General features: G+C 64.8%; 28 protein-coding genes. 8 read left to right on the forward strand and 20 right to left on the reverse strand.

The genetic code is table 11. The features are described from left to right. Positions 1-3: 3 nt before the first annotated feature. The 16 genes from BM269_RS10890 to BM269_RS10960 form a co-directional block, all read right to left on the reverse strand. The gene (locus BM269_RS10890) at positions 4-1164 is read right to left on the reverse strand and encodes a CpaE/TadZ family protein (protein WP_090437053.1); all 1161 of its coding nucleotides are present in this window, start codon (positions 1162-1164) and stop codon (positions 4-6) included. 8 nt (positions 1165-1172) lie between these two features. Further along, complete coding sequence (locus tag BM269_RS10895; RefSeq protein WP_090437054.1) at positions 1173-1703, reverse strand: TadE/TadG family type IV pilus assembly protein; 531 nt, start codon at positions 1701-1703, stop codon at positions 1173-1175. A 7-nt stretch (positions 1704-1710) separates the two neighbouring features. After that, complete coding sequence (locus BM269_RS10900) at positions 1711-2169, reverse strand: TadE/TadG family type IV pilus assembly protein (RefSeq protein ID WP_090437245.1); 459 nt, start codon at positions 2167-2169, stop codon at positions 1711-1713. 5 nt (positions 2170-2174) lie between these two features. After that, complete coding sequence (locus BM269_RS10905; protein WP_090437055.1) at positions 2175-3758, reverse strand: pilus assembly protein TadG-related protein; 1584 nt, start codon at positions 3756-3758, stop codon at positions 2175-2177. 9 nt (positions 3759-3767) lie between these two features. Continuing rightward, positions 3768-4043 (reverse strand): hypothetical protein, encoded by a 276-nt coding sequence (locus tag BM269_RS10910; RefSeq protein WP_090437056.1) that lies wholly within the window; start codon positions 4041-4043, stop codon positions 3768-3770. 9 nt (positions 4044-4052) lie between these two features. Then, on the reverse strand, positions 4053-5618 hold the full coding sequence (locus BM269_RS10915; RefSeq protein WP_090437057.1) for a type II and III secretion system protein family protein: 1566 nt from the start codon (positions 5616-5618) through the stop codon (positions 4053-4055). A 16-nt stretch (positions 5619-5634) separates the two neighbouring features. Then, entirely contained in the window at positions 5635-6483 is an 849-nt protein-coding gene (cpaB, locus tag BM269_RS10920; RefSeq protein ID WP_090437058.1) for a Flp pilus assembly protein CpaB, read from the reverse strand. Between the two features lie 25 nt (positions 6484-6508). Next, positions 6509-7825 carry an ATP-binding protein gene (locus tag BM269_RS10925; protein ID WP_090437059.1) on the reverse strand — a complete coding sequence of 439 codons (1317 nt, stop codon included), beginning with the start codon at positions 7823-7825 and terminating at the stop codon, positions 6509-6511. 12 nt (positions 7826-7837) lie between these two features. Next, complete coding sequence (locus BM269_RS10930; RefSeq protein ID WP_090437060.1) at positions 7838-8455, reverse strand: methyltransferase family protein; 618 nt, start codon at positions 8453-8455, stop codon at positions 7838-7840. Beyond that, positions 8452-9039, reverse strand: a complete 588-nt coding sequence (locus BM269_RS10935; protein ID WP_090437061.1) for an A24 family peptidase — start codon at positions 9037-9039, stop codon at positions 8452-8454. Before BM269_RS10935 ends, BM269_RS10930 begins: the two co-directional genes overlap by 4 nt. Continuing rightward, a complete protein-coding gene (locus BM269_RS10940; RefSeq protein ID WP_090437062.1) occupies positions 9036-10088 on the reverse strand; it encodes a phosphatase PAP2 family protein in 1053 nt (350 codons plus the stop codon). Before BM269_RS10940 ends, BM269_RS10935 begins: the two co-directional genes overlap by 4 nt. Next, entirely contained in the window at positions 10085-10261 is a 177-nt protein-coding gene (locus BM269_RS10945) for a Flp family type IVb pilin (RefSeq protein WP_090437063.1), read from the reverse strand. Before BM269_RS10945 ends, BM269_RS10940 begins: the two co-directional genes overlap by 4 nt. Before the next feature lie 70 nt (positions 10262-10331). Further along, entirely contained in the window at positions 10332-10505 is a 174-nt protein-coding gene (locus BM269_RS10950; protein WP_090437064.1) for a Flp family type IVb pilin, read from the reverse strand. Between the two features lie 68 nt (positions 10506-10573). After that, positions 10574-10717: a hypothetical protein gene (locus BM269_RS29420; protein WP_170860344.1), complete on the reverse strand. Its 144-nt coding sequence runs from the start codon at positions 10715-10717 to the stop codon at positions 10574-10576. A gap of 248 nt (positions 10718-10965) precedes the next feature. Beyond that, complete coding sequence (locus tag BM269_RS10955; protein ID WP_229204592.1) at positions 10966-11652, reverse strand: response regulator; 687 nt, start codon at positions 11650-11652, stop codon at positions 10966-10968. A 7-nt stretch (positions 11653-11659) separates the two neighbouring features. Continuing rightward, complete coding sequence (locus tag BM269_RS10960) at positions 11660-13321, reverse strand: sensor histidine kinase (RefSeq protein WP_139232712.1); 1662 nt, start codon at positions 13319-13321, stop codon at positions 11660-11662. 156 nt (positions 13322-13477) lie between these two features. On the opposite strand from BM269_RS10960, the gene htpG reads away from it, so the two are divergent. The 7 genes from htpG to BM269_RS10995 all read left to right on the forward strand — a co-directional run bounded on the left by htpG (position 13478) and on the right by BM269_RS10995 (position 22642). Further along, positions 13478-15358, forward strand: a complete 1881-nt coding sequence (gene htpG, locus BM269_RS10965; RefSeq protein ID WP_090437065.1) for a molecular chaperone HtpG — start codon at positions 13478-13480, stop codon at positions 15356-15358. 90 nt (positions 15359-15448) lie between these two features. Next, complete coding sequence (locus BM269_RS10970) at positions 15449-16645, forward strand: hybrid sensor histidine kinase/response regulator (RefSeq protein ID WP_090437066.1); 1197 nt, start codon at positions 15449-15451, stop codon at positions 16643-16645. Continuing rightward, the gene (locus BM269_RS10975; protein WP_090437067.1) at positions 16638-17645 is read left to right on the forward strand and encodes an ABC transporter substrate-binding protein; all 1008 of its coding nucleotides are present in this window, start codon (positions 16638-16640) and stop codon (positions 17643-17645) included. The genes BM269_RS10970 and BM269_RS10975 overlap by 8 nt, the downstream gene beginning before the upstream one ends. 6 nt (positions 17646-17651) lie before the next feature. Next, complete coding sequence (locus tag BM269_RS10980) at positions 17652-20177, forward strand: ATP-binding protein (RefSeq protein ID WP_090437068.1); 2526 nt, start codon at positions 17652-17654, stop codon at positions 20175-20177. After that, positions 20174-21031, forward strand: coding sequence for an RNA polymerase sigma-70 factor (locus BM269_RS10985; protein ID WP_090437069.1), 858 nt, complete (start codon positions 20174-20176; stop codon positions 21029-21031). The genes BM269_RS10980 and BM269_RS10985 overlap by 4 nt, the downstream gene beginning before the upstream one ends. Before the next feature lie 35 nt (positions 21032-21066). Beyond that, complete coding sequence (locus tag BM269_RS10990) at positions 21067-22107, forward strand: diguanylate cyclase (RefSeq protein WP_229204593.1); 1041 nt, start codon at positions 21067-21069, stop codon at positions 22105-22107. A 91-nt stretch (positions 22108-22198) separates the two neighbouring features. Continuing rightward, positions 22199-22642 carry a carboxymuconolactone decarboxylase family protein gene (locus BM269_RS10995; protein WP_090437070.1) on the forward strand — a complete coding sequence of 148 codons (444 nt, stop codon included), beginning with the start codon at positions 22199-22201 and terminating at the stop codon, positions 22640-22642. Here the strand turns inward: BM269_RS10995 and BM269_RS11000 are convergent. The 4 genes from BM269_RS11000 to kynU form a co-directional block, all read right to left on the reverse strand. Next, positions 22639-23229 carry a CHRD domain-containing protein gene (locus BM269_RS11000; RefSeq protein WP_090437071.1) on the reverse strand — a complete coding sequence of 197 codons (591 nt, stop codon included), beginning with the start codon at positions 23227-23229 and terminating at the stop codon, positions 22639-22641. The genes BM269_RS10995 and BM269_RS11000 overlap by 4 nt on opposite strands. A gap of 123 nt (positions 23230-23352) precedes the next feature. Continuing rightward, complete coding sequence (locus BM269_RS11005) at positions 23353-24000, reverse strand: ribonuclease T2 family protein (protein WP_211482683.1); 648 nt, start codon at positions 23998-24000, stop codon at positions 23353-23355. After that, positions 23997-24836, reverse strand: coding sequence for a tryptophan 2,3-dioxygenase (gene kynA / locus BM269_RS11010; protein ID WP_090437072.1), 840 nt, complete (start codon positions 24834-24836; stop codon positions 23997-23999). Before kynA ends, BM269_RS11005 begins: the two co-directional genes overlap by 4 nt. Before the next feature lie 8 nt (positions 24837-24844). Further along, positions 24845-26083: a kynureninase gene (kynU, locus tag BM269_RS11015; RefSeq protein ID WP_090437073.1), complete on the reverse strand. Its 1239-nt coding sequence runs from the start codon at positions 26081-26083 to the stop codon at positions 24845-24847. Between the two features lie 548 nt (positions 26084-26631). On the opposite strand from kynU, the gene flhD reads away from it, so the two are divergent. Continuing rightward, positions 26632-26949: a flagellar transcriptional regulator FlhD gene (flhD, locus tag BM269_RS11020; protein WP_090437074.1), complete on the forward strand. Its 318-nt coding sequence runs from the start codon at positions 26632-26634 to the stop codon at positions 26947-26949. Positions 26950-26952 lie beyond the last annotated feature (3 nt).

Below are 26952 nucleotides of genomic sequence, written 5' to 3' on the forward strand. Positions count from 1 at the left end.
GGCTTATGCGCGCTGGAGGATTCGGGACAACCAGCCGCGCGACTCGGTATTGCTGTCGCCAGCCAGGGTTCGCGCCAGGTCCTGCAATGCCTTGGAAATCGGGCTGGCGCGCTGCAGCTGCAAGATCGGCACACCCTGGTTGACCGAGGCGGCGGCTGCTTCATAATGGTTCGGGATGGTGCGGAACATCTCCATCCCGTAGGCTTGCTCGCAATCCCGCAGGCGGATGTCGCCGGTGTTGGAATGGCGGTTGACGATCAAATGGATTTTGTCCTTGCGATAGTCGAGCGAGCGGAACACCTGCAGCAGGCGTTTGCCGTCGCGGATATACGGCAGCGTCGCCTGCAGGATGGGGAAGATCATGTCGGCCTGGTCGAGGGCGCGTACCGAGACGGCATCCAGGCTGCGGCCGATATCGAGCAGCACGAAATCGTAATGCTGGCGTGCCAGGCGCAGCAGGGCGTCGACGTGTTCGGGGTGCACGTCGTTGGCCTGGGTCGGGTCGTCCGGTGCGGCCAGCACGTGGAAATTCGGCGTGACCTGCACCATGCTGGAGAACAGCAGCGAGGCATCCAGGCGGTGCATCTGGCCCGCCACGCTGGCCACGCTGGCAGCCGGGCGCTGGTCTGAGACGAACAGCGAAGCGTCGCCGAACTGCAGGTTGAAGTCGAACAGGGCCACTTTCTTGCCCTCGGCCGCCGCCAGCGCGTAGCCCAGGTTGGCGGCGATGAAGGTTGCGCCGCTGCCGCCCTTGCAGGAAATGAAGGCCAGCACTTTGCCCAGCGCACGGGTATTGAAATTGCGCTTTTCCTCGATGCGGCGCACCGCCGACTGCAACGCGGCGCCTTCAATCGGCAGCGGCATCACTTCGCGCACGCCGGCGCGCATGGCTTGCAGCAGGAAGTCGGGAGTCTGCTGGGTGCAGGACACGATTACCGCCATGTCGGGATGCTGGGCGCTGAGTGTTTCCAGCCGTTCCAGGTCGGCTGCATTCAGCAGCGGCTGCGCCACCAGCAACAGGTCCGGTGCGCCACTTTCGAAGCGCGGCAGCTTGTCCAGCAAGCCGGGCAGCACGTCGACCTGGTCGGACTGGCTGCGCTCGCGCAGGATGCGGGCGATTTCGAACAGTTGTTTGTCATTGCTGGAGATGGCGGTGATCTTCATGGCATCGCTCAGTTGGTGAAGCCGAGGCTTTCGGCATAGACGACGGTGGTGGCCTGTGGCATGGCATTAATCGGGCGCGAGGTCGTGACTGCGCCGGCCTTGAAAATCAGCGGCGCGAATTCGACGTTCTTGACCGAGACTTCAACGTAGGTAATGCATTCCGAGCTGCGCAGGACATCGTTGCATGCCGACATATTGTCGCCGGCATCGAGCGGCGTGGCACTCACTTCATCGACGCCATTTGCGCGCAGGTAGCGGATGAAGATATTCGAGGTAGTGATCTCGGGGCCGCCCGGCAGGGTCGACGCGCCGAACAGCGCGACGCTCTTGATGGTGGCGCTGTCGCTGACCCAGCGCACGGTCGCTTCGCGTGCGCCGCGGCGGCTGATTTCCTGCATGGTGTTGTAGACGAACAGCATGCGGCCGAATTCGAAGATGGCGTAGATAAAGGCCAGCAGCAGCCCGCCAATGATGGCAAATTCGACGATTGCGGCGCCTGTTTGGCGTGCCAGGCTGGGGCGGCGGGCCGGGTTTTTCATGGCATCCTCACAGCATATAGCGCATGGTGGTGCGCGGGGTCAGGTTGATAATTCGCACGGAGTTGCCGATCAACGGGACGGTCTCGCCGATGTTGACGGCGTAGCCGCTGATCTCGACCCGCACGCCGCCCGGCGCGGTGCCGTCGACGCAGGTGGTGTCGTTGTAGCTCGCATCCAGGCAGGTCACGACCACATTGCTGCGGGCGAAGCCGGGGACCTTGGCGGCGTTGGCAGCGGCCACCACAATGTCCTTGGCGGTGCTGACCGAGCTCGAGTTGATAGTGGCTTTCTTCGCCACGCTCATGTAGCGGGCGCCGTCCCGGGTCGCCTTGCTCAGGGCGTCGTAAAAGGCGAAGGCGCGGCCGAATTCGTAGGTCCCGGCCAGCAGCAGGAACAGGATTGATGCCACTAGGGCGAATTCGACCAGGGCGGCGCCGGATTGCTTGGATGTGGGGCGGTTGCGCATGGCGTTCACTTGTACAGTTTGACTTCGGACGAAGGCACCGGTTGCACCAGGCCCGTGAATTCCACATCCAGCTTCTTCGGCGAGCCGCTGAAATCGGCTTTTTTCTGCATGAAGAACTTGCCGATGCCCACCGCCGTCATGACGCCGCAGGAAGCGCTGCCCACCGGCGCTGAACGGCAGTCGATCAGCACGATGTTCAGGATGCGGCGGTCCTCGACCCCGGGACGCCCGGCCGGCGCCAGGAAGGTTGCGCCGCTGGCCTGGTTGTACGGTGCCGCATGATCCGAGGTAAAGCCGGCGCCGATGCTGGTCGGATACGTGGCGGCATTGATATAGTCGGCGGTGGTGCCGGTTTTGCGCCCGTACATCAGCTTGTCGGTGCCGATGGTATTGGTGCCGATGGTGCCGTTGGCTTGCGCGGGGGTGATGGCAGTCGTGCCGTCAGACTGCACCGCCGGCGTGTACGACCACATGGCGCCGTATTCCGGATAGGTGGTCGGGGTGGTCACACGCGTGGAGACCGTGCTGGGCCAGACCTTGGTCGGTGCGCTGGCGGTCGCTTCATGCGGCAGGGAATACTGCGGCAGTTTGGGTGTGCCACTGGTGCTGATCGATTGCTGGGTGGGCTGCGTCGTGGTGCCCGAGTCTTGCCAGTCGGCGGGAGCGTTGCCGCTGCCCGGCAGATATTCCTTGACGTTCTTGTCGGGCGGAGCGCTGGCCGGGTCGCATTGGGAGCCGCCCGAGTAGTCGTTGAAGCGCGAATTGAGCGCCTTGTCCAGCGAGGAGGTCATGCCGGTGTTGGTGTAGACCTGGCCGATGCCGGTCGGCAGCACCGCGCTGTTGCCGACGCACATGAACGGCGCGGTCACGTTGGCCGATGAGTTGGCGGAGGAGCAGGTATTCGGCGGCGAGTTGACCGGATTGATCTGGTACGGGTCGGAGCTGGCCCCGCCCAGCGAGCCCAGTTCAAAGATGTTGTACGACACGCCGCGGCGGAAGCCGAATTCCACCAGCTCGGTGAAAGTGCCGTAGTCGTAGCTGGCATTGCGCCGGGTCGGATCGATGGCGCAGACGCCGATCGGCGTTACCGTGTTGACGAAGCGGCCGGCCACCGCGGCGCCAAAGGTCGAGGTGCTGTTGTTGCCGGCAATGCGCATCAGCCAGGTATTGATCGACTGTGCGGTGCCGCTGCTGCCGCCGTCTTTGGTGTTGACTTCGACAAAGGTGCGGCCGTTGGCGTTGCCCAGGCTCTGCGCCAGCGTGTACCAGGGGCCGTCCGGACTGGCGGCGAAGCGGAAGTTGGCGTCCTGCAGCGTGAGTGTGCTGCCGAAATCGTAGCGGTTCTTCAGCGCCAGCGCCTTGCCGGAGGCTACCGCCTTGTTCAGGCCCGCATCGGAATTGTCCAGGTCCTTGGCGGCGGCCAGGGCCGCCGAGTCGGACATGTTCTGCAATTCGGTCTTGACGATGTACAGGTGACCCAGGTCCAGCACCAAGCCGCTGACCGGGATCAGTACCAGCATGAGCAACAGGCCAGACATCACGGCCACTGCGCCGCGCTGCTGGTAATGCTTGGGAATGCGCTGGGCCATGGCTGTCTCCTAGCGGCCGACGCCGATCAGGAAGCTGCTGGTGTTTTTCTCGGGTGCCTTGAACGACTTCACGTACTGGTCGTAGCCGGCCTTGGCGGCGGGCCCGTCCAGGCCCAGCGGCGGCGCCATATTGCGGTCGGCGCCCGGGTTCATGATTTGCGCATTGCGCAAGTCGGTGGCGGCCATGCCGAGGTTCTTGTCGACATAGGGCGTGCCCGACATGCAGGCTGCCAAGGTGAGCGGCAGCAGGGCGGCGCCGGCGCAGCGCAGGAACGATGATTTCATGGTGGCCTCCTAGTTCAGGTCGAAACCGCCGGCTGGCTTGCCGGGCTGCTTCTGGGTTTTGTCTTGCGGCGGCACGCCTTCCATCTGGCCGGTGAAGATGCGCTGGGCGCGGCTCGGGTCGGTCACATTCGAGGTGGGCAGGGCGTTGGCCAGGTCGGGCGGCAGCGGCTTGACCAGGCGCGGCGTGATCACGAACACCAGTTCGGTGCGGTCGGTCTGGAAGTCGTTGGAGCGGAACAGGGCGCCCAGCACCGGGATTTCGCCCAGGCCCGGCACCGCCTTGACATTGTTGGTCGAGCTGTTCTTGATCAAGCCGCCGATCGCAAAGCTCTGGCCATCGAACAGCTGCACCGTGGTGGCGGCGCGCCGCGTGGTGAACGAGGGCAGGATGGCGGTGCCGTTGACGCCGGCGGCCGAGATGCCCACGCCTTCCTTGTTCAGTTCCGACACTTCCGGCGCCACTTTCAGGTTGATGCGGCCGTCGCCCAGCACGGTCGGGGTGAAGCGCACCGCCACGCCGAATTCCTTCTCTTCCAGCGTGATGCGGGTGAAACCGCCGCCGTCCGGGGTGGACGCCACCGGGATGAAGATCTTGCCGCCGGCCAGGAAGCTGGCCTCCTGGCCGCTGATGGCCATCAGGTTCGGCTCGGCCAGCATCTTCACCAGGCCGTCGCGCTTTTGCGCGTCGATGCTGAAGGTCGTGCCGTTGCTCTTGCTGCCGTTGAACAGGGAAGGGTTGCCGCTCAACAGGTTCGACAGCAGGGTATAGGTCCAGCTGCCGGTGGCGTGGCTGATGCCAAAACTGGCGCCGAGCTGGTCGACCAGGGTTTTCGACACTTCGGCCACTTTCACCTCCAGCATCACCTGCTGCGGCGCGGCGACCGTCAACATATTGATGATCTTGATCGACAGGCCGCCATCGGCGGCCAGCGCGGGAGCGGGGCTGGCCCCGGCCGGCGCCGAGCCGCCGGTGCCGGGACCGCCGGTGGTCGGACGGGCGCGGGTGACGAAGGCATTGGCCATTTGCAGCACGCGCTCGGCCACCACCACGTCCGGCACGGTGCCGCTCAACATGATCGAGTCGGCCGCTGCGGCGACTTTCACCATGCCGGGCATGCCGGTCAGCTTGTCGATGCCGCTTTGCAGGGCGGCGGTGTCGGAGCTGACCGTCAGGTCGGCGATCACGGTGTCGCCGGTCTTCTGCCAGACCATCAGGTTGGTGGTGCCGACGGTGCGGCCCAGCATATACACTTCGCGCGGGTTGAGCAGGATCACGTCGGCGATGCGGGCATCGCCCACCGCCACCCGTGCCGCCGGATGCTGCAGGCGCACGATGCTGGATTTGCCTTCGGCCAGTTGCATGGCGGGCGCCAGCTCGGTGCGGCCTTCCGGCATCGCGGCCGGCAGCGCTGCCTCGGCCTTCCTGCCTGGCGCGCCGCCCTTGGCCTTCATTTTCGGCTGCTGGGCGACAACGGCTGCCTCGGCCCCTACCTGGGCGGCGGCGGGCAGGCCCAATGCCGGTAGGACCAGCAGGGCGCCCAGGAGGCTGGGTACGGCGGTGCTCAATCGTTTCATGGGAAGCTCCGTTCGGTCAGAATTGTTGGCTGCTGCGGTCCAGTCCTTTGATCATCTCCACCTTCACCCCCGGCGGCGGCAGGTTGGCAACCTTGCGTACCGGCGCAGGCTTCGGTGCCGGGGCCGCGGCGGCTACTTTGGGCGCCGCTGCCGGCGCGGCGGCACCCAGCAAGGTGGTCTTGGTGGCGCCGGTGGTCAGCGCCGGGTTGGGGTCGACCTGGTTGCGCAGGACCAGCGACAGGCTGCCCACGCTGCGCGCCAGGTCCAGCTTCTCCACCTGTTCCGGGGTCAGCTCCAGCGTCACCGCGTTGACCACCTTCGGCTTGGTCTCGTCGCGTGAGGATTCCTGCGCCACGGCCAGCACCAGGATGCGCTCCAGCACGATCTTGGAGATGGTCGGGTCCTTGGTCTGGCTGCGCTGGCCTTCTTCCTGGGTATTGACCAGGATGTCGACGTAGTTGCCGGGCAGGGCGAAGCCGGCCACGCCCACCACGTCGTTGACGCGGACGGTCATGGCGCGCTTGCCTTCGGCCACCACGGCCGACAGGCCGCCCTGGGTGCCAGGAGGCGCCAGCTTGCCTTCCAGGATCGGCTCGCCGCGCATGATGCTGGTGCGGCTGACGCGCGATTCCAGCGCCTTGTCGTCCTTGATGGCGCCTGGCGGCTGCACGGAAGCCGGCCAGTCGACCAGGCGCACCATGTCGGGCGTGATGCGCGCGCCCAGGCTGATGTCCACCTGGGCCACGGCGACCTTGGCGGTGTTGGTGGTGGCTTGCGCGGTGATCCAGCGCGCTGCCACCACGACGGCCACGAAGGCCAGGCCGATGGCTACCACCATCATGATCATTGCACGTGTATTCCTCATGATTTTTCCCCTTGGGTCCTAGGCGTCAAGCAACTGCGAAATAGTTATTCCAGGCCCACTCGAGCGATGCGATATCGAGTGTCGGCAGGCGTCCTTCGTAAGCGGCCAGGTCGCGCAACTGCGATACCAGGTCGCGTGGGTAGCAGGCCATCAGCGGCCGTTCCTGCAACTGGTGGTGGCGCATCAGCCAGGCGAACGATTCGGCTTCGAACGGCACCGAATAGCGCTGGCAGACCTGGCGGAACACGGTTTCGTACTGTTCCGGCTGCAGCGGGCCGACGTGGATCTTGTAGCCCAGGCGGCGCAGGAAAGAGCCGTCGGCCAGCGATTCGGGCGGCAGGTTGGAGGAGAAGATCACCACCACGTCGAACGGCACCGGGAACTTGTAGCCGTTTTGCAGCGACAGGTAGTCGACCTGGCGGTCCATCGGCACGATCCAGCGGTTCATCAGCTCCACCGGCGAGCAGCGCTGGCGTCCCAGGTCGTCGATGATGAAGATGCCGCCGTTGGCTTTCAGGTGCGGCGGTGCCTGGTACAGGCGGCTCGCCGGATCGAAGCGCAAGTCCAGCGCTTCCAGGGTCAGCTCGCCGCCGGTGATCACGGCGGGTCGCTGGCTGCGCACCCAACGCTGGTCGCGCGGGGTGCGGCGGTCGAACAGCATGCCCGGAGGCGCTGTGTCTTCGATGGCGGTGTGCACCACCGGGTCGAACACCGGAATGATGTCGCCGTCCACCAGCAGCGCATGCGGCACGGCGATCTGCCCTTGCAACAGCCCGTTCAGGCGCTCGGCCAGGTAGGTTTTGCCGCTGCCGGCCGGACCGTGGATAAAGATGGCGCGGCCACTATTCATGGCCGCGCCCAACTGGTCAAGCACTGCCGGGCTGGCAACGATGCCGTCGAACGTTTTGCGAATGTGTTCGCGTTTGACGTGCATATGCGCCACGCTGTGGGCGCGCACGCGTTCGGCATAGTCGCTAAAGGTTACCGGGGCGGCGCCTGCATACGCGTCGCGGCGCACGAATTCGGCGGCGCGGGCACGGCCCGTATCGGTCAGGTTGTAGACCAGGTCGGCGTCGGTGTTGCTGATGCCGCGCCGTGCCGCCTCCATCAGTTTTTCGGTGCGCATGAAGCTCAGCACCGGGTCCAGCACCGACGGCGGCAGCTTCAGGTGGCTGGCCAGTTCATTCAGCTTGATCTGGCCGCGCTGGTACAGCACCTTGCTGGCCAGTTCCACCAGCAGCAGGAACGGCAGCCCGGTTTCTTCCACCGTGCGCGGTGCGGGGACGCGCAGCGGGTCGTCGGCCCAGGCGCGTTTGCTTGGTTCTTCAAAATCGGCAGGCATGGCGGACCTCTCTTAAAACACCAGTGGCAGGACGCGGTATTTCACGCGGCGCATGTACAGCAGATACTCGCTGTCGCGCGACAGGAAGCGTTCTTCGCGCAGCAGCCGGGCCAGCAGCAGCATGGAGGCAAGCAGGCAGGTGGCGGCGTTGCCGAGGCTGGAATTGGACAGCACATAGCCCACATAGCTGAGCAGGTAGCTGGCGTACAGCGGATGGCGGATCCAGCGATACAGGCCGCTGGTCTTGATCTGGCGCCGCGCCGCCACCAGGCCGAAGCTGCGGTTCAGCGACAGCAGCCCGCCGATCTGCAGCAGCACGCCGGCCACGATCAGCAAACGTGCCGCCGGCAACATCCCTTCGCCGCTGGGCGCAAAGAAGAAGGGTGCTCCGGTGGACGCGATGGCCAGCGCCCAGTCGAGCGGCGAATGGGACACGGCGGCCGGTTCCGAGCGCAGCATGAACAGCGCCGCCACCAGGGTTTCCGAGGCCACGAACAGCAGATAGGTCCAGTCGCCTGTCGCATTGAAGGCGCGCGCATGGGCCACCGAGAACAGCAGCCAGACGCCGGCCAGTGCGGCGGTGGCCAGCAGGTTGACGGCACGGGTGCCAAGGATATGTTGGGCGTTCATAACAGGCTCCAGCCGAAGTAACGGGTCAGTAACAGGTAGCACAGCGTGCCGCTGGCAATGGCCACGGCGTAGGGCAGTTGGCCGGTGACCGTGGCAGGGCTGTCGACGCGGGCACTGCCGCCGGCCATGCCGCGCAACACGCTGCCCAGCACCATCACCTTGACGTTGCCGCTGACCTTGCGCAGGCTGCCCGTGCACAGGGCCACCAGCAGCGACAGCAGGCCGCCGGCCAGCACGCTGGACAAGCCCGCGCCCAGGGTGTCGAGCGGACCGAGGAAGGTGCCGATCATGGCCATCAACTTGACGTCGCCGGCGCCCATGGCGCCCAGGCCATACATCGGCAGCAGCAACAGCAGGCCCAGTCCCATGCCGGCCGCCCCCTTCAGCAGGCCCAGTGCGCCGAACGGCTCGCTGAACAGGCCGGCGCCGGGCGTCACGGTGGCTTGCAGCGCCAGGCCGGCCACGATGCCGGCCAGCACCAGCGGGTTCGGGATGCGGCGGCTGCGTACGTCGCACAGCACGGCGCCGGCCAGCAGCGCGGCCAGCAGCACGATCGGCAGCAGGTGGCGGCTCTCGAAGTTCATGCGGCGCTCCGCTGCGGCAGCTTGCCGCACAGGGTCCAGATGATCCAGGCGCCCAGGGCGCCGGCATAGCCGTCAATCGCGTAGTGCCAGCCCAGGTGGATGGAGCCGAGCAGTACCAGCAGCGCAAAGACGCTCAGGGCGGCGCCGGCGGCCCGGTTCAGGCGCCAGCCGAGCAGGGCCAGCAGGACCGAGCTGGCGACGTGCATGCTGGGCATGGCGGCGATGCTGAGGGCGTTGTTGGTGCTGTCGGCGGCGTGATCGCGCCACAGCATGTTCTGCACGTCCAGCGCCCACACGGGGATCACCTCGTTGGCGTTGTGCAAGTACGTCATCAGGCCGGCGAACGGGTCGGCGCCCGGCACCACGTGGCCGTAATAGCAGGGGCCGACGGAGGAGAACAGCATGGCCATCACATTGCCGAGCAAGATCCAGCTCAGCACAAAACTCAGCATGAACTGCATGCGCAGCTGGCGCCGCTCGAGGTTGAAGGCCAGCCAGTACACCATCGACAGCATGATGAAGAACCACAGGTGGTAATTGAGGTTGATGATGGCCGTCAGGTAGGGGTGGCCGAGCACGTGCTGCAGCAGTTGCCACGGTTGGCTGCCGCCATGCAGCCAGGCGTCGGCGGCGGCCATGCGGGCGTCCCAGGCATACGGCTGGACCAGGGGCACGGCGGCCTTGATCACGGTGAAGCTGGCGGAAAACAGCGGCATCATGGCCAAGACCGGTGCCGCGAACAACAGGCGCTCCCGGGTCAGGTAGGCGGTCAGCTCGACGCGCAGGTGGTGCAGCAGGCGGGCCGGGCGCTGGCATACCATGACGTAGATGGTGTAGCCGCACAGGGCGAAGACCAGGCCCAGCGCCAGCGTGGCGAAGTAGCCTTCCAGCTGCAGGTTGCTGCGGTATTTGTGCGGGAAGGCCCAGCACAGCATCAGCGCCGCCGCCAGTTCCACGCCGACGATGGCCAGCAGCAGGCGGTGCTCGTGCACCAGGGCGCGCGGCAGGTTCTGCCGGGTCGCCAGTGTGGGGGACAGGACGGCGCTCATGATGTCGCCAGGACCACCTGGTCCTTGACATAGGTGAACAGTGCCAGCAGCTCGGTGCCGCCGCGGGTCACGCTGACCACGATGACCACCGCAATCAGGCCCGCGAGCAATGCATATTCGATGGCGGAGACACCGTCGTCATTGCGGAGGAAATGTAAGAGTTCTTTTTTCACAATCGTCCTCCAGGCAAAAAAAATCGTCCGGGGAGGCCAGGGGGACGGCCTCGCCGGACGCCGGGGCTGCTTAGCCGTTGGCGGTGGTCAGCGCGGTGCCGATCTTGTCGAAGGTCTTGTCAAGCTCGGTGCCGATCAGTTTGACGGCGGCGATGATCACGACAGCGATCAGGGCAGCGATCAGGCCGTATTCGATTGCGGTCACGCCTTGTTCGTCGCGGATGAATTTTTGGATGGCTTTCATGATGATTCCTTTCAGGACGTTTAATTAACTGCACCAAAGTGTTTGCAGCTTCACGGAACAAGCCCGTTTCACCTGCCTTTTCCAAGCGCTAGAAGCACGATGATGCCGACGACAACTGTCAGTGAGGCTACAAGCACATATTCGTAAAAGGCCCGGCCGTCTTCCTCGACGATAAAGCTGGCGATTCGGGGCGGCATGAAACTGTTACGCATTCTGTACTCCGGACATGGTTGTGTTGGCCTTGCCTGGTTCTAGTCTCAGCCGACATGTCTGCCGTGCTGATGAGTTCACTTTATGCCTTCGCGTCTTGAGTTCCATCAAACATCTGTCCTTTTCTGGCCATGACAGAAGTCCTTTTTTTCCAGCGGGAATCGGGACATTTGTCCCGGTTCAATGAACGTATTCTGGAAGAAATATTTTCGACGCCCCTACCGGTAGTAGGCAAAGGGTCGGGAAGACGCTACAGGTCGGCTTGGTCGAGCCTGTGCTTGGTGGCGAACACGTACAGGTCCAGGCGGTTCGAGACGCCCAGCTTATGGTAGATGGTGGTCAAATGGTTGCGCAAAGTGTGCTCGGAAATAAACAACTGTTGCGCCAAGGCCTTGTTAACCGCCCCCCCGCCTGTTGCAATCAGGCTGCAGATGCGTCTTTCCTTGGCGGTCAATTGGGCGATCTTGTCCAATTCAGGATCTTGCCGGCGTGCTTGCGGGTTGCGCATGGCTTCGAATACGCGGGTGAGCATGATGCCGTCGAGCCACAGTTCGCCGCCATAGACCTTTTCGATGGCTTTTAGCACCACGTCGGCCGGCTCATCCTTGCTGACCACGCCGCGCGCGCCCAGCATCACGGCACGGTCCAACAGTTCGCGGTCGCGCGTGCCTGACAGGACCAGCACGCGGGCGCCGTTGCAGCCGGCCAATAGGCGCGGCATGATGTCGAGGGAGCAGGTACCGCCCAGGTCGATGTCCAGCAGGATCACATCGGGCAGCACTTCGGGCGCCATGGCCAGCGCGCTGTCGCAGTCGCGCGCGGTGCCGACCACCAGCATGTTCAAGGCGTCGCTTTCAATCAGCTTGCCCAGGCCCCACAGCAGGGTCTTGTGGTCGTCGACCAGCATGATGCGGATCCGTTTGTCAGCTTGCCCCATACTCACCTCACACCGGTATCACGATCTGTACTGCAGTGTTGTTCTGGCGGCCGCGCTGCACGCGCGCTTCGCCGCCCAGGGCGGCGGCGCGTTCAGCGATAGAGCTCGGTGTAAAGTCTAGCACCGGCTGGCCCGAACATTCATTTTCGATCCGCACGGTGAGCTGGCCGGCGGTGCAGGCCAGCTCGATATAGCCGTTGCGCGCTGTTGTATGCTTGCAGATATTGCTCATGCCTTCGTTGACGATCTGGAATACTTCGGCCGCCAGCCGGTCGCTCATATGCAACTCACCCTTGGTGTCCACATTGATGTGCACGTCATAGAACTGGCGCAGCTGCGCCGCTTGCCGGCGCAGCGCGATCAGCAATTCCGGCTCCTTCATCTCCAGCCCGCCGCGCAGGCTCTTGGCGTAGTTGCGCAAGTCGCGCACCACTTGCGAGGTGACGTCGAGCAGGTTGTCCAGGTCCGGCACCAGCGGGTTGCCGGGATCGGCCTTCAAGCGGATGCCCGACACGCCATGACGCAGGCCGATATATGGCTGGATCGTCGTATCATGCAAGTCGCGGGCGATACGCTCGCGTTCGCGCAGCACCGCCTCCGATGCCATGCGGTCCAGCAATTCGATATTCTCGATGACCGGAAAGGCCTGGGCCGCGATCTGCAGCAGGAACAGGGCATCCGACTTGTGGAAATGGTGGCGTTGCGACACCACGATCAGGCGCCCGGAGCCGCGCCGCAGCGGCAGCGGCACCGCGATCAGCGACAGCGCGTCAAGCAGTTCGGCCAGGGTGGCGCCCGCCTCGGCGTCTTGCGCCACCCAGCGCTGGTGCTCGCTGTCGTAGCACTTGATCTGCAGCACGCGCCGCAGCCAGGCGCCGCGCGGCTGGCGCAGCAGCAGGATCGAATCGACGCTGCACACCAGCAGCGGCGCGGCGGCCTCCGTGGCCAGGTTGCTGGCGTGGATCGGGCGCCCGGCATTGGCCGCACTGGCCGTGCGCAGGGTCCAGCTGGCGGCGCCGTTATCGTGCATCAGCAGGATGCAGCTGTGGGCGCCGTAGAACTGGCGGGTCTGCTCCAGCACGGAACTGATGGTGCGGTCGACCCCGAAGCGCGGGTTGGACATCTGGCTGACCGCATGCAGCAAGGCCATGCGCTGGCGCTGGATCGTCGCCATGCCGCCCCAATGCGCGATCATGTATCCCAGGGCCAGCAGGAAGGTGGCGCGCAGCATCACCAGCGCCATTTCCGCGTGGCTGTGGGTGTACAGCGAGGTCAGCGCAAAGGCCAGCGAGGCGGCCATGGTGATGCGGGCGCCTTCCTCGAAGCCGTGGCTGAAGGCCGATGTCAGGATGGCAAAGAAAAACAGCAGGAAATAGAAGCTGGCGTCGCCGCCGGTGACGTACACCATCAGGGTGAACCAGCCCACGTCCAGCCAGTACACCAGCTTGCTGCGCACCAGGATCGAGCGGTTGGCCAGCAACAGCAGGGTCACGCTTTGCAGCAGGTAGGCCAGGAACACGCCCAGCGACAGCACGTCGGCGCGGCCGGCCGGTTCCACCACCAGGGTGAACAGGCAGGCGACGGCCAGTACCAGGCGCATCCAGCGCACCATGGAAGCGTCCGAAGTATCTTTCGGCAGGGTCGCGTGCAGCAAGCCTTCGTTGATCACGTTCTCTCCGGCGCGTCGTTGTTACCATGCTAAGAGAACCATTAGTTCTTGTCCATCGCGAGGTTGTATTTTTGAAACGTTGCCGGGACTTGAAATCGGGCGCGGCGGCCCCATGTGGGCGGTTCCGAAGTTCCTGACAAGACTATTGAGGTAAAAATGGCAGAAAACAAGCAAACCATGGGGTTCCAGGCGGAAGTCAAACAGCTTCTGCAACTGATGATTCATTCGCTGTACTCGAACAAGGAAATCTTCCTGCGCGAGCTGGTATCGAATGCTTCCGACGCGGCCGACAAGCTGCGTTTTGAAGCCATCAACAACGACGCCCTGTATGGCGACGAGCACGAACTGGCAATCCGCGTCGGCTTCGACAAGGAAGCGCGCACCATCACCATTTCCGACAACGGCATCGGCATGAGCCGCGAGGAGGCGATTTCCCACCTCGGCACCATCGCCAAGTCGGGCACCAAGGAATTCTTCGGCAAGCTGTCCGGCGACCAGCAGAAGGACGCGGCCCTGATCGGCCAGTTCGGCGTCGGCTTCTATTCCGGCTTCATCGTGGCCGACCGGATCACCGTCGAATCGCGCCGCGCCGGACTGCCGGCCGCCGAAGGGGTACGCTGGGAGTCGGCGGGCGAGGGCGACTACTCGATCGAGCGGATCGAGAAGGCCGGCCGCGGCACCGACATCATCCTGCACCTGCGCGAAGGCGAGGACGAACTGTTGAACGAATGGAAGCTGGAATCCATCATCCGCAAATACTCCGACCATATCTCGCTGCCGATCCAGATGAAGAAGGAGGGCGCCGACGCGCCGGTCACCATCAACCAGGCCAGTGCCCTGTGGGCCCGCAACAAGAATGAAATCACGCAGGAACAGTACGAGGAGTTCTACAAGCACGTCTCGCACGACTTCGGCGCGCCGCTGACCCATACCCACAACCGGGTGGAAGGCCGCAGCGAATACACCCAGCTGCTGTACATCCCGGCCAGGGCCCCGTTCGACCTGTGGGACCGCAACAAGCGCGGCGGCATCAAGCTGTACGTCAAGCGCGTGTTCATCATGGACGACGCCGAGCAGCTGATGCCGACTTACCTGCGCTTCGTCAAAGGCGTGATCGACTCGGCCGACCTGCCGCTGAACGTATCGCGCGAAATCCTGCAGGAGTCGCGCGACGTGAAGGCGATCCGTGAAGGTTCGACCAAGCGCGTGCTGGGCATGCTGGAAGAGCTGGCCAACGCCGACGAGCAGGAAAAGAAAGACAAGTACGCCACGTTCTGGACCGAATTCGGCCAGGTGCTGAAAGAGGGCCTCGGCGAGGACTTCGGCAACAAGGAGCGCCTGGCCAAGCTGCTGCGCTTTGCCTCGACCGCCAATGAGGGCGAGGAGCAGAGCGTGTCGCTGGAAGCCTACGTCGGCCGCATGAAGGAAGGCCAGGACAAGATCTACTACGTCACCGCCGACAGCTTCACCGCCGCCAGGAACTCGCCGCACCTGGAGATCTTCCGCAAGAAGGGCGTCGAAGTGCTGCTGCTGACCGACCGCGTCGACGAATGGATGCTGTCCTTCCTGAACGACTTCGACGGCAAGGAATTGCATTCCGTGGCCAAGGGCGGCCTCGACCTGGGCACCCTGGAAGACGAGGCGGAGAAGCAGCAGCACGCCGAGACCGAAACCCAGTACCAGGAACTGGTCGGCCAGATGAAGCACGCGCTGGCCGACAAGGCCAAGGAAGTGCGCGTCACCTTCCGCCTGACCGAATCGCCGGCCTGCCTGGTGGCCGACGAGCACGAATTGTCGGGCAACCTGCTGCGCATGCTGAAGGCGGCCGGCCAATCCGCGCCGGATTCGAAACCTATCCTGGAAATCAACCCGCAGCATCCGCTGGTGACGCGCCTGAAGTACGAGGACGCCAGCGGCGCGAAGTTCAAGGATTGGGCCCACCTGCTGTTCGACCAGGCCGTGCTGGCCGAAGGCGGCACCCTGGCCGACCCGGCCTCCTTCGTCAAGCGCATGAACGAGATGTTGCTGTCGAAATAAAACCGGGCAGGACGACTGGTTAGATTTGGTGAGACTTTAGCTCCTTGTCAAGCGGCATAATCAAAGCAAGCCCGCCTACGCGAGGATTGCATGACGGAAGTTCGCAAGCAGCGTATTCTCATCGTTGACGACCAGAGCGTCCACACCGTGGCGCTGTGCGATGTGCTGCGCCAGTACCAGTTTGATGCGGAAGGCAGCTCCAGTGCCGAAGCGGCGCTGGAGTTGCTGCGCAGCCAGACGTTCGACCTGATGCTGTCCGACCTCAACATGCCGGGCATGGATGGCATCGCCCTGGTCCGGGAGGCCCTGCAGCTCGACCCGGACCTGGCCTGCATCATCATGACCGGCGAGGGCAGCATCGCTACCGCCGTGCGCGCCATGCAGGGCGGCGCCCTCGATTACATCGTCAAACCCTTCAAGGCGTCCTCGCTGCTGCCGGTGCTGGCGCGGGCCCAGGCCACGCGCGCCCTGCGCCTGGCCAACGCCGAACTGGAACGCCAGTTGCGCCAGAACGTGATGGAACTGGCGGAAGCCAACCACCGCCTGGAGCAGGCGCGTACCGCGGCCGAACATGCCAACTCGGAAAAATCGCGCTTCCTGTCGAATATGAGCCATGAGCTGCGCACGCCGCTGAACGGCATCCTCGGCTTCGCGCAAATCCTGGCGGCCGACCGGCTGCCGGCCACCCAGCTGGAAAAACAGCGCTTTGCGCGCAATATCGTGCAGTCCGGCCAGCACCTGCTGAAACTGGTCAACGAAATCCTCGACCTGGCGCGCATCGAAGCGGGCAAGGTGCCGCTGGCGATGGAGGCGGTGGACCTGCCCACCGTGTTGCAGGAATGCCGCATGATGGTCACGCCCTTGGCCGCCAAGCGCGACATCAGCCTCGGTTTCGGCGACGTGCCCGAACGGCGCCTGCGGGCCGACCGCACGCGCCTGGTGCAGGTGCTGATCAACCTGCTGTCCAACGCCATCAAGTACAACCATGACCAGGGCCGCGTCGCCGTGGCCTGCACCGCGGCCGCAGGCAGCCGCCTGCGTATTTCCGTCAGCGACACGGGGCCGGGGCTGGAGCCGGACCAGGTACAGCACATCTTCCAGCCGTTCCACCGCCTCGGGCGCGACGAAGAGGAGGAGGGCAGCGGCCTTGGCCTTGCCCTCACCCGGCGCGTGGTCGAGGCCATGCAAGGCGCCATCGGCGTCGAGAGCCAGCCGGGCCAGGGCAGCACCTTCTGGGTGGAACTGCCGCTGGCGCCGGAAACTACCCAACAGGTGCAACATGCGTAGCCGAACCATGCAGGTCCTTGCCGTGTTGTTCCTTGTGTTGGCGCTGGGCGTGGCCTGGCTGTGGCAACAGCAACGGCAGCCGGCGCGGCCGGCGCAGGCGCTGGTGATCGCCGCCAATACCGCCTACGTCGGCACCTGCGCGGTGGTGGCGGCGCAGCAGCAGGGCTACTTCGCCGGCCAGGGATTGCAGGTCAAGGTGCTGCCGTTCTCGAGCGGCAAGGCGTCGATGCAGGCGGTGGTCGACGGCAAGGCCGACGTCGGCACCGTGGCCGATATCCCGATCGTGTTCGCCGCCATGGAAGGGGTGCCGGTCAAGGTGCTGGCCACCTTCTTCCGTACCGGCAAGGACCATGGCATCATCGGCCGCCGCGACCATGGCGTGCTGACCCCGGCCAGCCTGAAAGGCAAGCGCATCGGCGTGACCCAGGGCACCTCGGGCCAGTTCACGCTGGACGTGTTCCTGAACTGGCAGCGCATGGACGGCAGCGAAGTCACCATGGTCAACTACAAGCCGGAAGAACTGGGCCAGGCGCTGCAGCGCGGCGAGGTCGACGCGGTGGCCGGCTGGGAGCCGTACCTGGGCGCCATGCGCAAGCAGCTGGGCGATACCGCGGTGAGCTTCTCGGGCGAACAGGCTTACGAGAGCATCTACAACCTGGTCTCGCTGCAACGCTTCACCGGCGAGCGGGCGGCCGTCATCCCGCGCCTGCTGCACGCCATCGAGCAGGGTTCGGCCTGGTGCGAAAAGTCGCCGCGGCAGGCGCAGCCCCTGCTGCCGGCGACCGCCGAACTGAACCGCGACGAAGTGCTGGCAGCCTGGCCGACCTACCATTTCGGCCTGGAGCTGGACCAGTCGCTGTTGCTGGCCTTTGAAGACCGGGCCCGCTGGGCCATCCGCAACCGCCTGGCCAATTCGCGCGAAGTGCCGAATTTCCTCGACAATGTGTACCTGGAAGGATTGGGCGAGGTGCGGCCGACTGCCGTCACCGTCATCCACTGAGCCGCCATGAAAATTATCACTCGCCTGAAGTGGGCCCAGTGGCTGTGCGTGGCCGGGGTGACGCTGGCCGTGCTGCTGATGATCGGCGCCACGCGCCAGGTCCGGCAGGAATTGCAGCGCAACGAGCGGGCCGGGGAAATCGTCAGCGGCGTGGTGGCGCTGCGCTACCTGTCGCTCGAGTATGCGCAAACCCAGGAGCGGCGCTCCCACGTGCAATGGCAGTTGCGCAAGGATTCCCTGCAAGGCTTGCTGCTGCGCGATGATTTGTTCCGGGAAGCGCAGGAAGCCCAGCTGCTGCACGACCTGCAGGAAAACCTGCCCCTGCTGGCACGGCATTTTTCCGAACTGCTGCTGGTACGGCAGGAGTTGCGCGCCACGCCGGAGCGTGCCGAAGTGCTGCACCTGCTGGAAGCGCGCCTGTTCGGCCAGCTGATGTCGCGTACCCAGGACATGATCCGCGACGCCGAAGAGCTGGCGCGCCGCAGCCGCCAGGGCGTGCTGCAGGCGCAGCAGAACGCGTCGGCGGTGGCGGCCGGCCTGGGCCTGCTGCTGGCGCTGACCGTGCTGGGCGCGCTGGCCCTGACCATCCGCAGCGTGGCGCATCCGCTGGAGCGGCTGCGGCGCGGGGTCGAGCTGGTGGGAACCGGCAAGCTGGACTTCCGCATGAACATGCAGGCGGTCGACGAGGTGGGCGACCTGGCGCGCGCCTTCGATGCCATGACCGAGCGCCTGCGCGACACCACGGTCTCGCGCGATGAACTGGTCAGCGCCAATGCCGCCCTGCACGACGAGATGGAAGTGCGCCACAGCGCCGAACTGAAAGTGCAGGCCCAGGTCGGGCGTCTCAGCCTGCTGCACCAGATGACGCGTTCGATCGGCGAGCGGCAGGATCTGCGCAGCATCCTGCAGGTGCTGGTGCGCAGCCTGGAAGACCAGTTGCCGGTCGACTTTGCCTGCGTCTTCCTGCTGCAGGAAGGCGTGCTGGAAGCCAGTTGCGTCGGCATGGGCAATGCCATGCTGCCGGGCGATGCGGCGCTGAAGGAGGGCGCCCAGGTCTCGATCGACAACAACGGCCTGTCGCGCTGCGTGAAGGGGCAACTGGTGTACGAACCCGATATCAACGGCAGCGAGTACCCCTTCCCGCACCGGCTGGCGCGCGGCGGCCTGAATTCCCTGGTGCTGGCGCCGCTGCAGGCCGAGAGCGTGGTGTTCGGCGTACTGGCCGTGGCGCGCACCATCCCGAATGCCTTCTCCAGCGGCGAATGCGAATTCCTGCGCCAATTGAGCGAACACGCCGCCCTGGCGGCGCGCCAGGCGCAGTTGTATGGCGCCCTGCAGCAGGCTTACCACACCCTGCATGCGACCCAGCAGTCGGTCACCCGGGAAGAACGCCTGCGCGCGCTGGGCCAGATGGCCAGCGGCATCGCGCACGACATCAACAACGCCATTTCACCGGTGGCCCTGTACACCGAAACCCTGCTGGAAACCGAGGATGGCTTGAGTGCCAGCGGCCGCAGCAACCTGCAGGTGATCGCCCGCGCCATTGACGACGTGGCGGCGACGGTGGCGCGCATGCGCGAGCTGTACCGCCGCCGCGAGCCGCAGACCGAGCTGGCCAGCGTCAGCCTGAACGTGCTGGCGCAGCAGGTGGCCGACCTGACGCGGGCGCGCTGGAGCGATATGCCGCAGCAGCGCGGGGTGGTGATCTCGATGAAGCTGGAACTGGCGCCCGGCCTGCCGGCCGTGATGGGTTCCGAGCCGGAAATCCGCGAGGCGCTGACCAACCTGGTGTTCAATGCCGTCGACGCCATGCCGGAAGGCGGCGCGCTGATCCTGCGCACCCGCAGCACCGGCGAGCATGCCATTGTCGACGTGGTCGACAGCGGGGTCGGCATGGACGAATCGACGCGCCGCCACTGCCTCGACCCCTTCTTCACCACCAAGGGCGAGCGCGGCAGCGGCCTGGGCCTGGCCACCGTCAACTCGATGGCGGAGCGCCACAGCGCCGTGGTGCAGGTGGAATCGATGATCGGGCAGGGCACCACGGTGTCGCTGGCCTTCCCGCTGCCGCTGGTGCATCCCGCCATACCGCCGCTGGAAGTCCCGGCCACTGCGGTGGCGGTGGCCGAACCGATGCGCCTGCTGGTGATCGACGACGACCCGGCAGTTCTGGCCTCCATGACCACCATCCTGCAGCGCGACGGCCATACGGTGGTGGCGGCCAATGGCGGTGCCGCCGGCATCGAACAGTTCCGCGCCTCGATGGACTCGAGCCCGCCCTTCGATGCGGTGTTCAGCGACCTGGGCATGCCGCACGTCGACGGCCGCAAGGTGGCCGGCTGCATCAAGGAGTTGTCGCCGACCACGCCGGTGATCCTGGTCACCGGTTGGGGCCAGCGCCTGATTCCGGAGGGCGACGTGGATGCCAAGCCTGCCAGCGTGGACGAAGTGCTGAGCAAGCCGCCGCGCGTGCGCGAATTGCGCGAGGTGCTGCTGAAAGTGCACAAGGTCGGGTATAGTCCTGCGTCATGAACGATCCCATCGTATTTGCCGCGCACCGGGCGCGGTTGTTTGCCATCGCCTATCGCATGCTCGGCGTGCGGGCCGATGCCGAAGACGTGCTGCAGGATGCCTGGATCCGCTGGCAGGGCGCCGATACCAGCGGCGTGCAATCGGCCGAAGCCTGGCTGGTGACGGTCGTCACGCGCTTGTCCATCGACCGCTTGCGCGCCGCCATCGCCGAACGTGAAGCCTACGAGGGGCTGTGGCTGCCCGAACCGCTGGTGGCGGTCGACCAGGAAACGCCGGAAGCCCAGGCCGAACGGGCCAGCGACCTGTCGCTGGCCTATATGTGGCTGCTGCAGCGCCTGGGCCCCGAGGAGCGCGCCGCCTTCCTGCTGCGCCAGGTGTTCGACTACGACTATGACGAGGTGGCGCAGCAGCTTGGCAAGTCGGAAGCCGCCTGCCGCCAGATGGTGAGCCGGGCCGGCGAGCGCGTGCAGCAAGGCCAGTCGCGCTTCGACATACCGGCCGATACCCATCGCCAGCTCCTGCAGCGTTTCGTGGACGCTTCGGCCAGCGGCGACAAGGCGGCAGTGCGCGCCTTGCTGGCGCACGACCTGGAACTGGTGGGCGACGGCGGCGGCAAGGTCAAATCGTTCGGCATCGTCATCACCGATCCGGACAAGATCGCCGCCCTGTATGCCGGCATGCACAAGCTGGGCGCGATCGCATACCGCGCGGCCATGGTCAATGGCGAGCCGGGCCTGCTGCGCTTCGTGGACGGCCAGCTGGAATCGGCGCAAGGCTTTGCCACCGACGGCCAGCGCATCACCGGCATCTACGTGGTGCGCAACCCGGACAAGTTGGCGCATATTTATCACTGACGTTGGCAGGCAGGTATGCTGCGGAGGGTCCGAACATGGTGAGCGAAACGCGCGAGCGTGGCATGCAAGTTGGGCTGGCGGACCTGCTGCGCGCCATACAATACCTGCCGGTCGGCATGTCCATCATCGACCGCGACCTGCAGTTCCGGTTCTGGAACGACAGCTTTTGCCAGTGCCTGGATTTTCCGGACAGCCTGATGCAGCCTGGCGTGCTGCTGGAAGACCTGTTCCGTTTCAACGCGCTGCGCGGCGAATTCGGGCCGGGCGACCCGGAGCGCCAGGTCCGGGAGCGCATCGACCTGGCGCGCCAGTTCGTGCCGCACCGCTTCCGCCGCACGCGCGCCGATGGCACGGTGCTGCAGGTGACCGGGCGCCCCATGAGCGATGAGCGGGGCCGGGTGATGGGCTTCGTCACGATTTACGAAGACGTCACCACCGAGGCGCGCCAGCAGCAGGAGCTGGAGCAGGCGCACCGCAAGCTGCTGTCGGCATACCAGGACTTGCGGCGCGTCCAGCTGGACAACAGCGCGCTGGAAAAGGACCGCTCCAAGTACTACCAGCTGGCGGTGCGCGACGCGGTGACCGGCCTGTACACGCGCCACTACATGGAGGATGCCGCCGCCCGCCTGCTGCAGCAGCATGAGCGCGACCCGGCCGAGCGGGTCGGCTTGCTGGTGTTCGACGTCGACCGCTTCAAGCAAATCAATGATAACCATGGCCACCTGGCGGGCGACCTGGTCTTGCAGCGCATCGGCGGCTTGTTGAACAGCCATACGCGCCGCATCGACATCGCGGTGCGCCATGGCGGCGACGAATTCGCCGTGTTCCTGCCCAAGCTCGACCTCCAGCATAGCCTGCAATTTGCCGAGCGGGTGCACAGCGAAGTGCGCAGCATGCGCTTCGAGGGGGCGCTGTCGGCCATGGAAATATCGATCAGCGCCGGCGTGGCCGAGCACCAGCCGGGCGAAACGCTGGGCGAGTTGCTGCAGCGCGCCGATGCCGCCCTGTATGCCGCCAAACGGGCCGGGCGCGACCGGGTTTGCAGCTTTCCCGCCCAAGCGGAAAAAAAACTTTAGCCCGGCTGTCACAAACCGGCAGGCTGCTCCGTCTAATGGTTAGCAAGGCCGTACAGTGCGGACTTTACCCTCAGACCGAAAGGATTTTTTCATGAGCACCCTGCGTTACAACTACTTCCAGCTGTCCCAGAAATCGTTCCAGAACCTGCTGGCGCTGTCGAATGGCCTGAACCGCGAACTGCTGGGCAAGAAACTGGTGGACCTGGTCTTGCTGCGGGTCTCGCAGATCAACGGTTGCGGCTTTTGCATCGACATGCATTACCAGGATTTGCTGAAGATGGATGTCGATCCGCGCCATGTGAACGCGGTGGCCGGCTGGCGCGAGGCGCCATTCTTCAGCGAGCGCGAACGCGCCGCGCTGGAATGGTCGGAGTTGATCAATGCGATTCCAGTCCGCGATCCCGACGACGCAGCGTTCGGCCGTGTCAAGGAGCATTTCTCCGACGAAGAGATCGCGGAACTGGGTTTCGTGGTTGCGGTCATCCGTTCCTGGAACATGCTGAACGTCGCGTCGCGCAACCCGATCCCTCGCTAATTCTCCCGCTTGCGCAGGAATAGCAAGGGTAGGCCGGCCAGCAGCATCAGGATCTGTGCCGGCTCGGGAATCGGCGCCGCCAGGAAACCGCGGATTTCACCACTCGGGTAGACGCTCGAGTGGATATTGAAGTACGCGGCGCCGGCATTGAGCCCGGCCATCAGCGCGGCTTCGGCGCCGGCCGTGGTACCGCCGTGATTGGCCAGGAAGCTGGGGTTCCAGAACGATGCCTGCGACGTATCGAAGAACGAGGCGTAACTGCCGCTGGTTTCATTGGCCGGGAAGCCGGTAAACGTTGGCAGCATGGTCGCGACACCGGCATTGCCGTCGCCCGGCACGGCGGTGCAGCAATGGATGTGGGCAGCCCCGCTCAAGCCTTCCAGGTCGGTAAAGCTGGCTGCAATGGTCATGTAGTGGTTGTCGATATCGAACAGCACGGTCACATCGCCCGTGGCTGCCGACCCGTTGGGCGGCGCTTCCGCAGCACCGCTGAGTGCGGCGTTGAAGACCTGTGGATCCGCTTGCGCGGCGCCGCAGGCGGCAAGCAGGGCCAGCGTTGCCAAGCCCTTTTTCAGCTGAGTTCCCATTCGGTGGCTCCTCAATGTTCGCGAGCCCGCGATAACGGTTCCCCCCGTGTAGCAACAAGCAGGCGCGCAGTACAGCGCGCTTATTGTCGCTTCAAGCGCGCCTGGCGCGGCGCACGAATGCGCTCATCGGACGTTCTTCATGAGGAAGTTCGCTTGGCCGCAGCTCTTCTGCGAATAGGCGATGGCCTCCTGCGAACAACTGCGCGATTTGCCGTCCTTGCTGAAGCAGACGCGCGCCTCGCGCAGGAAACGGCCGCCGGCCCCGCACACCGGCAGCACCGAGTCGCGCGCCAGCCATGGATTGGCCTTGTGGAATTCAGCCTCGAACTGGCCGGGCGAGACGCGCACCGGCTGTTGCGGGCGCGCGAAGGCGGCCGGAATCTTCAGGCTGTCGCGCAGCCTGGCGCTCAGCGCCAGGTAATCTTGCGGTGCCAGGCCGGAGCAGCTGCCGTGCTTGTTCCACTCATGGAACAGCAGTTTGGGCGAAGGGTAGAGCGTTTCGTACTGGTCGCGCAGGCTGTTCGATATCCTGACGCGGCCGCAGCTTGCGGGATAGCCGCGCTCGAACTGCGGCCACAGGCCGTGCAGCACGAAGCCCAGCTGGCGGCCGCTGGCGCACTGCACCGGGTCGCCGCCGCCGCGGCCGGCGCAGTATTCCGGCGACCAGGACAGCGACATCACGTAATAATCGAAAACACCGGGGCGGTCGTCGCGTGCCATTGCCGGCAGCGCGCAGGCCGCAGCCAGCAAGGCGGCGAACAAGCGTTTCACAAAGCGGTCCTTAAAGCGAACAATTCCGGGAACAGTACCACATCCAGCATCTTCCGGAGATAGGAAACACCGGCGGTGCCGCCGGTGCCGGTCTTGAAGCCGATCACGCGTTCCACCGTGGTGACGTGGCGGAAGCGCCAGAAGCGGAAAGCGGTCTCCATGTCCACCAGCTTTTCCGCCAGCTCGTACAGCGCCCAGTAGCGCGTGGTGTCGCGGTACACTTCCAGCCAGGCATCCTTGACCGACTCGTTGGCCACGGTGGCCCGGGTCCAGTCGCCGTCCAGCCGCTCGGGATCGATGTGCAGGCCGTTGCGCGCCAGCAGGCGGATCGCTTCGTCGTACAGCGACGGCGCATGCAGCGCCGCGTCGAGCAGGGCATGCGCTTGCGGCGCCTGCTGGTGCACTGAGAGCATATTGGCGTTCTTGTTGCCGAGGATGAATTCGATCTCGCGGTACTGGTGCGACTGGAAGCCGGACGACGATGCCAGGTAAGGGCGGATCGCCGTGTATTCGGGCGGCGTCATGGTCGCCAGCACATCCCAGGCGTGCACCAGCTGGTCCATGATGCGCGCCACGCGGGCCAGCATCTTGAAGGCCGGCGGCAGGTCGTCGCGGCGCAGGTGGTCGAGCACCGCGTGCAGCTCGTGCAGCATGAGCTTCATCCACAATTCGCTGGTCTGGTGCTGCACGATGAACAGCATCTCGTTATGGTTGGGCGACAGCGGGTGCTGCGCGCTCAGGATCTTTTCCAGGCCCAGGTAGTCGCCATAGCTCATGGACTTGGAGAAGTCCATCTGCGCCCCGTGCCAGGCGGCGTCTTTCTTGTCTTCGGTCATAGCGTGTCTCAGGTTACAGCGCCGCGGGCGGCAGTGATGTCGTAGGCTTTGTCGTCCAGGATCTGCTTCAGGATTTCCACCGCATCCCAGACGTCGGCGAAGCTGGTGTACAGCGGCGTGAAGCCGAAGCGCATGATTTCCGGTTCGCGGTAATCGCCGATCACGCCGCGCGCGATCAGGGCTTGCATCACGGCGTAGCCATGCGGGTGGGTGAAGCTGACCTGCGAGCCGCGGCGCGCGTGGTCGCGCGGCGTGACCAGGCCCAATGGGTGGTTGGCACAGCGTTGTTCCACCAGGGCGATGAACAGGTCGGTCAGGGCCAGCGACTTGGCGCGCACGGCATCCATGCCGGTTTGCGCGAACACGTCCAGGCCGCACTCCACCATCGCCAGCGAGGTGACAGGCTGGGTGCCGCACAGTGCGCGGCCGATGCCCTTGGCCGGCGCGAAGTCGGGCGTCATGGCGAACGGGTTGGCGTGGCCCCACCAGCCCGACAGCGGGTGGCTGAACTTGTCCTGGTTGCGCTCGGGGACCCAGATGAAGGCCGGCGAACCCGGGCCGCCGTTCAGGTATTTATAGGTGCAGCCGACCGCGAAGTCGGCGCCGTCGGCGTGCAGCGCGAGCGGCACGGCGCCGACCGAGTGGCACAGGTCCCATACCACCAGCGCGCCGTGCTGGTGGGCCAGGGCGCTGCTGGCGGCCATGTCGTGCTGGTAGCCGGTGCGGTAGTTCACGTGGGTCAGCATGAGCACGGCGACGTCGGCGGTGACGGCGGCGGGCAACTGGTCCGGGCTGTCGACCAGTCGTACTTCATAGCCGCGGTCGAGCCAGGAGGCCAGGCCCTGCGCCATGTAGATATCGGTCGGGAAGTTCGAACGCTCGGTGACGATCACCTTGCGGCCGCTGTGCGCCTGGGCGTGCAGGGCGGCGGCCAGGGCTTTGAACAGGTTGATCGAAGTGGTGTCGGTGACCACCACTTCGCCCGCCTTGGCGCCGAGCAGCGGGGCAAGCTTGTCGCCCAGGCGTTTCGGCATCTCGAACCAGCCGGCGCTGTTCCAGCTGGTGATCAGGTCCTTGCCCCATTCCCTGGCGATCACCTCGGTGGCGCGGGTCAGGGCGGCTTTGGGGCGGGCGCCCAGGGAGTTGCCATCCAGATAAATAACTCCGGCAGGCAGGTCGAACTGCTCGCGCAGGGGCGCCAGGGTGTCCGCGGCGTCGCGGGCCAGGCAGTCGGAACGGGAAATCATGCGGCGTTTTCCTTGAGACTTAAACAAAGTGAGATTGTAGCAACTTTGGGCCTGACACTGGTTTACCGGTTTTTCACCATAAGTCATTGATTTATAAAGCACCTGAAAATTTTCAAAAATTTTTTCAAAAAACCCTAAAGTTCCCCGGCCGCTTGCCGTTACCGTTTTTAGAAACCCGGTAAAAGGCTTGCTGTTCGGCATTTTGGAATGGGTGAAAAAATCTTAAAATTTTTTGCTCTAGACCCTAAAGTTCTCCAAAACCCTGCCGTTACCAGTTCAGATGTCGCAAAAAAGCATCTCGGCGATATCGTTTTTTACCCTCGGCTCCTGCGTTTTTAGCGCAACCGAACGCCCCGCAAACCCGCGCCAATGCTGGCGTTGCCCCTCTATGGGCAGTCCTCTGTAGGATAAACTCCTACGGGGTCACCTCGTCTATCCCGACCCAAAATACAGCGTGCGGCCTCTATGCGCTTTGTCGCGTCTCCAGCAGAATGTATCTCACCAGCAACGAAAATTCCGTTGCAAGCTGAAACTGACTGGAGATGGACATGACCGCAAACGACATGATGGCTGAAATCCGCGATGCGAACCTGAGCTACCTGATGCTGGCGCAGCAGATGATTCGCGCCGACAAAGTCACCGCGATCTTCCGCCTCGGCATTTCCGCCGACATCGCCGAGCTGATCGAAGGCATGAGCAATGCCCAGATCCTGAAGCTGGCAGGCGGCAATATGATGCTGGCCCGTTTCCGCTTCGACGACAGCGCCATCCTCGGCATGCTGACCAACTACAATAAGGACCGTTCCCTGGCCCAGTCCCACGCCGCCATCCTGATGGCTGGCCAGGCTGTTGAAGAAATCGCCTAAGGA

The organism is Duganella sp. CF458 (assembly GCF_900113115.1).
Lineage (GTDB): Bacteria > Pseudomonadota > Gammaproteobacteria > Burkholderiales > Burkholderiaceae_D > Rugamonas.